This is a genomic window from Mesorhizobium sp. M7A.F.Ca.CA.002.15.2.1, from assembly GCF_003998715.1.
Classification (GTDB): Bacteria; Pseudomonadota; Alphaproteobacteria; order Rhizobiales; family Rhizobiaceae; genus Mesorhizobium; species Mesorhizobium ciceri.
This window is the reverse complement of sequence record NZ_RZPI01000275.1, coordinates 1-6844: the sequence shown is the minus strand read 5'-3', so window position 1 is coordinate 6844 and position 6844 is coordinate 1. Positions and strand designations below refer to the sequence as shown.

Below are 6844 nucleotides of genomic sequence, written 5' to 3'. Positions count from 1 at the left end.
TCCTCGATCAGAGCAGTTCACCGTTTCACGGAAACGGCGAACCGCTCTAACTCATTGTCTTGGCGCAATTCCGGGCGGAAAACCGTTTCACACTTTTCCTGGAATTGCTCTTAAGTCCGTTCAAGCCTTGTTCTTGTTGTAGACGTCGAAGATCACGGCGCCGAGCAGCACCAGGCCTTTGACCACCTGCTGCCAGTCGACATTGACGCCCATGATCGACATGCCGTTGTTCATCACGCCCATGATGAAGCCGCCGACCACCGCGCCGATGACCTGACCGACGCCGCCCATCGCCGAGGCGCCGCCGATGAAGACGGCGGCGATGACGTCGAGCTCGCTGCCGAGGCCCGCGGCCGGCACCGCCTGTCCCAGTCGCGCCGCGATGATCAGGCCGCCGAGCGCCGACAGCACGCCCATATTGATGAACACCATCAGCGTCAGCCGCTCGGTGTTGATGCCTGACAGCTGCGCGGCCTTGGCATTGCCGCCCATGGCGTAGATACGGCGGCCGATGGTCATGCGCTTGGTGACGAAGACGAACAGCGAGATCAGCACGCCCATGACGAGCAGCACGACCGGCAGGCCTCTGTAGCTGGCGAACTCATAGACCAGGAACAGCGCCAGGGCGCTGGCGACCAGCGTCTTGACGACGAACAGGGCAAAGGGCTCGGCCTCATAGCCATGGCGTTCGCGCTTGCGACGCGTCCTCACCCCGAAATAGGCATAGGCCAGCACGGCGATCAGGCCCAGCACGATCGTCGTCATGTGCAGCGTCAGGCCGCTGCCCATGATGGTCTTGCCGGCCGCGTTCACCGTCGGCGGGATCAGCGTCAGCGGGCCGATGACATCCGGGATGAAGCCCGAGCTGAGCATTTTGAAGTCGTCGGGAAGCGGACCGACCGAGGATCCGCCGCCCAGCAGCGCCTGGCAGATGCCGCGGAAGATCAGCATGCCGGCCAGTGTCACGATGAAGCTCGGTATTCTGTGATAGGCGATCCAGTAGCCTTGCGCCGCCCCGATCAGGCCGCCCACGACGAGGCAGATGATCGAAACCACCAGCGGATTGCTGAGCGGTCCAAGTTGCCAGATGACCATCATGTTTGCCGCCAGCGCGCCGATGAAACCGGCGACCGATCCGACGCTGAGGTCGATATAGCCGGAAACGATCACCAGCAGCATGCCCAGCGCCATCACGATGATGAACGAGTTCTGCTGCACCAGGTTGCTCAGGTTCACCGGCTTGAACAGCGTTCCCGACGTGGTGAACTGGAAAAACAGCATGATGACGATCAGCGCGATGATCAGGCCGTATTCGCGCAGGTTCGTGGCCAGCGCCGAGACGGCGATGCGTGCGCGCTGCTCTTCGGCGACATTGCCGTGCGGGGCGGGGGCGCTTTCGGTGCTCATGCTGCTTTTCCTTCTCCACGAACGATGGCGCGCATTATTTTTTCCTGGCTTGCTTCCGCGGCGGGCATTTCGCCCACGATGCGCCCTTCGTTCATGACGTAGATGCGGTCGGTGATGCCGAGCAATTCCGGCATTTCCGACGAGATGACCACGATCGCCTTACCCTCCGAGGCGAGTCGCGCGATGATCGTGTAGATTTCGTACTTGGCGCCGACATCGATGCCGCGTGTCGGCTCGTCGAGGATCAGCACGTCCGGGTCGGCGAACAGCCATTTCGACAGCACCACCTTCTGCTGGTTGCCGCCGGAAAGATTGCCGGTCAACTGATAGACGCTGGAAGCGCGGATATTGGTCTTCTTGCGATAGTCGTTGGCAACGGCGAGCTCGCGCATGTCGTCGATCACGCTGTGGCGGGCCACGCCGCCGAGATTGGCCAGCGTGATGTTGTGCTTGATATGGTCGATGAGGTTGAGCCCGTAGGTCTTGCGATCCTCGGTGACGTAGGCGATGCCGTGTTGGACCGCCTTGCTTACCGAGGACACATCGATCGGCTTGCCCTTGAGCAGCACCTCGCCTGTGATGCGGCGGCCGTAGGAGCGGCCGAACAGGCTCATGGCGAATTCGGTGCGGCCGGCGCCCATCAGCCCGGCAATGCCCACCACTTCGCCCTCGCGCACATTGATGTCGATACCCTTGATCACCTGCCGCTCGGCATGGAGCGGGTGATAGACCGACCAGTTCTTCACCTCGAACACGATCTCGCCGATATCAGGCTCGCGCGGCGGATAGCGGTCGTCGAGGGAACGACCGACCATCGAGGTGATGATGCGGTCTTCGGAGATGTCCTTCTTGGCCAGCGTCTCGATGGTGCGCCCGTCACGGATCACCGTCACCTTGTCGGCGACCCGGTTGATCTCGTTGAGCTTGTGCGAGATCAGGATCGAGGTCATGCCTTGCCGCTTGAATTCGAGCAGCAGGTCAAGCAGCGCCTGGCTGTCCTTTTCGCTGAGCGATGCCGTAGGCTCATCGAGGATCAGGAGCTTGACCTCCTTGCTCAGCGCCTTGGCGATCTCGACCAGCTGCTGCTTGCCGACGCCGATATTGGTGATCAGCGTCTTGGGGTCCTCCTTAAGGCCCACCTTCTTCAACAGCGCACTGGTGCGCTCCTCGTTGGCGTCCCAGTCGATGACGCCGAATTTCGCGTGCTCGTTGCCGAGGAAGATGTTTTCGGCGATCGACAGCATCGGCACCAGCGCTAGCTCCTGGTGGATGATGACGATACCCTTGTGTTCGCTGTCCTGGATGCCCTTGAACTGGCATTCCTGGCCTTGGAAGATGATCTGGCCGTCATAGGTGCCGGAGGGATAGACGCCCGACAGCACCTTCATCAGCGTCGACTTGCCGGCGCCGTTTTCGCCGACCACGGCGTGGATCTCGCCTTCCTCGACGCTGAGATTGACGTTCGACAGCGCCTTCACGCCGGGAAACGTCTTGGTGATGTCGCGCATCTCCAAAATCGTCGGGGCCATGGGGACTACCGCTCCTTGAGAGCTCGGCAAATATTGCCGGCGAGGTCGGTGACAATACCGGGCTCGCTGGTGAACGAAAAGGGGCCCTGCGTTGCGCAGGACCCCCTGACTTTGTAACCGGGATTACTTCAGTTCGTCGGCCTTGATGTAGCCGGAGTCGACGACCAGCGCCTGGTAGTTCGACTTGTCGACTTCATGCGGCGTCAACAGGATCGAGGGAACGACCTTGACGTCGTTGTTGTAGGTCTTTTCATCGAGTCCGTCCGGCTTGCCGCCCGAGAGCACCTTGTCGACGAGCTCGACGGTGGCCTTGGCCAGTTCGCGGGTGTCCTTGAACACGGTCGAGTACTGCTCGCCCGAGATGATCAGCTTGACCGAAGCGGTCTCAGCGTCCTGACCGGTCACGATTGGCCAAGGCTGAGCCTCGGTGCCGTAGCCGACGGCGCGCAGCGAGGCGGTGATGCCGCGCGACAGGCCGTCATAGGGCGAAAGAACGCCATCGACGCGGCTGCCATCCGAATAGTTGGCCGACAGCAGATTGTCCATGCGTGCCTGGGCGGTGGCGGCGAGCCAACGCAGCGTGCCGACCTTGTCCATGCCGGTCTGGCCGGACTTGATCTTGATCGAGCCGTCGTCGATCAGCGGCTGCAGGACGGAGATGGCGCCATTGTAGAAGAAGAAGGCGTTGTTGTCGTCGGGCGAGCCGCCGAACAGTTCGACGTTCCACGGCTTGGTGTTCGGGAAGCGTTCCTTGAGGCCCTTGACCAGCGAATTCGCCTGGATCACGCCGACGCCGAAATTGTCGAAGGTGGTGTAGTAGTCGACATTGGCGGTCTTCTTGATCAGGCGGTCATAGGCGACGACGACGACGCCCGCGTCAGCGGCCTTCTGCAGAGCATCCGACAGGGTGGTGCCGTCGATAGAAGCGATGATCAGCGCCTTCGGGCCTTTGGTGATTTCGTTTTCCAGCTGGCTGAGCTGGTTGGGGATGTCGTCCTGCGCGTATTGCAGGTCGACGGTGTAGCCGAGAGCCTCGAGCTGGGACTTGACGGCATCGCCGTCATTGATCCAGCGCTGCGAGGTCTTGGTCGGCATCAGCACGCCGACGAGACCCTTGTCGGCTGCGTGCGCCGAGTAGGTCATGGCAGCGATGCCAAGGGCCGCGACGGCGGCCAGTGTCTTGATGATTTTCACTTTAACTCTCCCTGTTTGATGGACGCGGCACCCCGGGGGTCGCGGGCCGCGCAATCGTGCAGAAGCGCCAAGGCACCGCTGCCGTCATATCGATCTCCGGTATCCTCCCATGGCCCCGAGACGCTGATTCAATCGATACGATTTTTCTCGTCGGCGACCGTCACGTCTTGGAACGCGCGGAGGGTGTGGGTCTTTGCCATAACTGTCAAATGCGATCTTTGATGGTTGCTATATCATGGTTGGTATATGTATTGCGACGTGACGGGCTGACCCCGATGTCGGTCGTACACGAGCAGAAGGCAGGGAAAGCGATGGCGCGGCCAGCGAATCCGACAACAGCTTCAGATGGTTACAGAGAAGCACCGGGCGATGGCGAAACCCTGCTGCGCAGCGGTCTCAGTCTGCGTCACATGCGCATGATCGTCGCGCTCGACGACCATGGCCGGGTCAGCGCGGCAGCCCAGGTTCTGAACATTTCGCAGCCGGCGGCCTCGCGCATGATCGCGGAGATGGAGGCGGTGCTGGAGGTCAAGCTGTGCGAGAGGCTGCCGCGCGGCATCACCTTGACGCCATACGGCAAGGCTTTGGCCAGGCGCGCGCGCTCGATCCTGCTGGAGATGCGCGAGGTCGACCGCGAGATTTCCGAGCTCAAGGCGGGCAAGGGTGGTTCGGTTTTCCTGGGTGCCGTGACCGCGCCGGCAATCGAGCTGGCGGTGCCGGCAATTCGTGAAATCCGCCGCATCTATCCGCGCATCGAGATCACCATGCAGGTCGAGACCTCCAATGTGCTGGCACGCGAGCTGATCGCCACGCGCCATGACTTCATCATCGCGCGCATCCCGGACGACCTCAATCCGCGGCTGTTCGAGTCGCGCGTCATCGGCGTCGAGAAAGCCTGCCTGATCGTGCGCCGTGGCCACCCGCTCACCAGGGGCAGCGTGGTGCGGCTGGAAGACACCGCCGCCTATGACTGGGTCTTCCAGTCGGGCGGCTCGCCCTTGCGCCAGGCGATGGAGAGCAACTTCCTCAACCGCAACATCGCTTTGCCGGACCGTATCCTGAACACCAGTTCGCTGCTCCTGACCCTGGTCATGGTCGCGCAATCCGATGCCATCGCACCGGTCTCTGTCCAGGTGGCGAAATTCATCCAGAACCCTGACGGGCTGGCCGGCGCCATCGACGTCGTCCAGACCGAATTCGACATCGAGGTCAGGCCCTACAGCCTGATCACGGTGAGGAATCGCGCGCTGTCGCCGGCCGCCAAGATGCTGCACGACTTCATTCTGAGGGAAGTGGGATGATGGCTGGATCAGGTAAGCTTCTCCGGCGAAAGCGCCGCCAGGCCGAGGCCAGCGAAAGCGAACTGGGAACATTATTTCCCGCCGATGCGTTCATGATCTTGCAAGGGACGATTTCTTCTGGAGGCTGAACATGCGCAGCTTCGAAATCATCGACCTGCTTTGCGTGATCGAGGCCTGCAAGCACGATCGATCGGTCGGCAATTTCGTGTCCATGGCTGAAGGCGTGGAAGAATTGCGGGTGTTGACCGGCGACTTCGTTTCATCGGATGACGCGGCGGCAAACGCCCTCGCAACGGTGGCGCTGGCGAGAGGCTGCTCGGTTGTGTTCGACGAACAGGCAGGCGCTGAAATGGTTCTGACGCCTTAGGCTGGAGCGGGTAGCGGGAATCGAACCCGCGCGTTCAGCTTGGGAAGCTGACAAGCTACCATTACATCATACCCGCGTGCGCCCTCGTTAGCATGAGGGTTGGCCTTCGGGCAATCGCAAAGCGGTCCGTTTCGGCACGACGCCGTCGTGCTGCGGATCACGGCGCGCCTGCGGCCGTGAATTGCCGGTTTGCCTTCGCGGCCTTGTCGCTGGTGGCGAAACTTGGCCAGTATTTCGAGATGGCCAGCGTCGCGCCGGCGGAAGAGAAGTGGCCATAGTCGAAGTAGAGAAATTCATTGGTCTTGGCGTCGGCGTATGAACAACCGGCCGAGTCGCACAGATACGTCAGCGGATCTATGAAATCGGCCCCTTTGGTGAACGGCAGAACCCGTGCGTTGATGCCCGGATCCATAGCCATAGGCCAGGATGTGGTTCCGGCATGCTCCCGCTTCACCAAGAAAGCGATCTTCTGGACGTCGGCGATGAATTCCGGAGACTGGCCGACGGTATAGACCTTGACCCCCATCTCGCGAAGCCGGTCGATCGTCTTCTGCAGGCCGGCGAAGCCCCTGGCCTGGTAGTCGGTCCATCGGCCGCTCAGGATCACCGCCTGGATGTTTGCGTCGCGAATGATCGACAAGGCCCGTTCGTTGAAGCGGGTGCAGGCGGGCCGAGCATAGGAAAAATAGGTCAGGTCGGGCGGACAGCCGGCATAGGTGTATTGGATGACATTGGCCTGGATTTTCTGGGCGTTGGGCTCAAGTCCCGATACATAATGGGCAGCGAAAGAATCGCCCCACAGCAGCACATTGGTGGCAAAGCCCGTTGTACGGGTGCAGTCGGCGAGATTCCAGTCTTCGATGCGGGTCCCGTTTTCGTTGAAGCAGATGCCGTTGCGCCAGTCGCCGACCCGGATACGTTCGGTCGAGAAGTCCGGGAACCGTTGCGGGAAACCGTTGCCCAGTGCACCGGCCAAACCACCGGCGCACAGCAGCGCGATGGCCGTCGCCGAAAAAGCGAAGATAGGCAGCGGTGCGGTATAGGCT

At 61.5% G+C, this 6844-nt stretch carries 6 protein-coding genes and 1 tRNA gene; 2 read left to right on the top strand and 5 right to left on the bottom strand.

The window, feature by feature from the left end:
* Nucleotides 1–120: 120 nt before the first annotated feature.
* From mmsB to chvE, 3 genes are all read right to left on the bottom strand, one after another.
* Nucleotides 121–1407 carry a multiple monosaccharide ABC transporter permease gene (mmsB, locus tag ENZ74_RS16770; RefSeq protein WP_063170017.1) on the bottom strand — a complete coding sequence of 429 codons (1287 nt, stop codon included), beginning with the start codon at nt 1405–1407 and terminating at the stop codon, nt 121–123.
* Entirely contained in the window at nt 1404–2936 is a 1533-nt protein-coding gene (mmsA, locus tag ENZ74_RS16765; protein ID WP_063170018.1) for a multiple monosaccharide ABC transporter ATP-binding protein, read from the bottom strand. Before mmsA ends, mmsB begins: the two co-directional genes overlap by 4 nt.
* A 123-nt stretch (nt 2937–3059) precedes the next feature.
* Entirely contained in the window at nt 3060–4130 is a 1071-nt protein-coding gene (gene chvE / locus ENZ74_RS16760; protein ID WP_027161715.1) for a multiple monosaccharide ABC transporter substrate-binding protein, read from the bottom strand.
* 311 nt (nt 4131–4441) lie between these two features.
* Between chvE and ENZ74_RS16755 the strand changes: the two genes are divergently transcribed.
* Both ENZ74_RS16755 and ENZ74_RS16750 read left to right on the top strand, forming a co-directional pair.
* Complete coding sequence (locus ENZ74_RS16755; protein WP_027161714.1) at nt 4442–5431, top strand: LysR family transcriptional regulator; 990 nt, start codon at nt 4442–4444, stop codon at nt 5429–5431.
* A 130-nt stretch (nt 5432–5561) separates the two neighbouring features.
* Entirely contained in the window at nt 5562–5798 is a 237-nt protein-coding gene (locus ENZ74_RS16750; RefSeq protein WP_024503153.1) for a hypothetical protein, read from the top strand.
* Nucleotides 5799–5800: 2 nt separating this feature from the next.
* Here ENZ74_RS16750 and ENZ74_RS16745 read toward each other — a convergent pair.
* Both ENZ74_RS16745 and ENZ74_RS16740 read right to left on the bottom strand, forming a co-directional pair.
* Nucleotides 5801–5874 (bottom strand) — tRNA-Gly (locus ENZ74_RS16745).
* A gap of 81 nt (nt 5875–5955) precedes the next feature.
* On the bottom strand, nt 5956–6844 hold an 889-nt coding region (locus tag ENZ74_RS16740; protein ID WP_281059708.1), incomplete at its 5' end, for an SGNH hydrolase domain-containing protein.

Excerpts from the sequence above, each read along its gene's own strand:
- mmsB (WP_063170017.1), bottom strand. The coding sequence starts at position 1,407 with ATGAGCACCGAAAGCGCCCCCGCCCCGCACGGCAATGTCGCCGAAGAG.
- mmsA (WP_063170018.1), bottom strand. The coding sequence starts at position 2,936 with ATGGCCCCGACGATTTTGGAGATGCGCGACATCACCAAGACGTTTCCC.
- ENZ74_RS16755 (WP_027161714.1), top strand. The coding sequence starts at position 4,442 with ATGGCGCGGCCAGCGAATCCGACAACAGCTTCAGATGGTTACAGAGAA.
- ENZ74_RS16750 (WP_024503153.1), top strand. The coding sequence starts at position 5,562 with ATGCGCAGCTTCGAAATCATCGACCTGCTTTGCGTGATCGAGGCCTGC.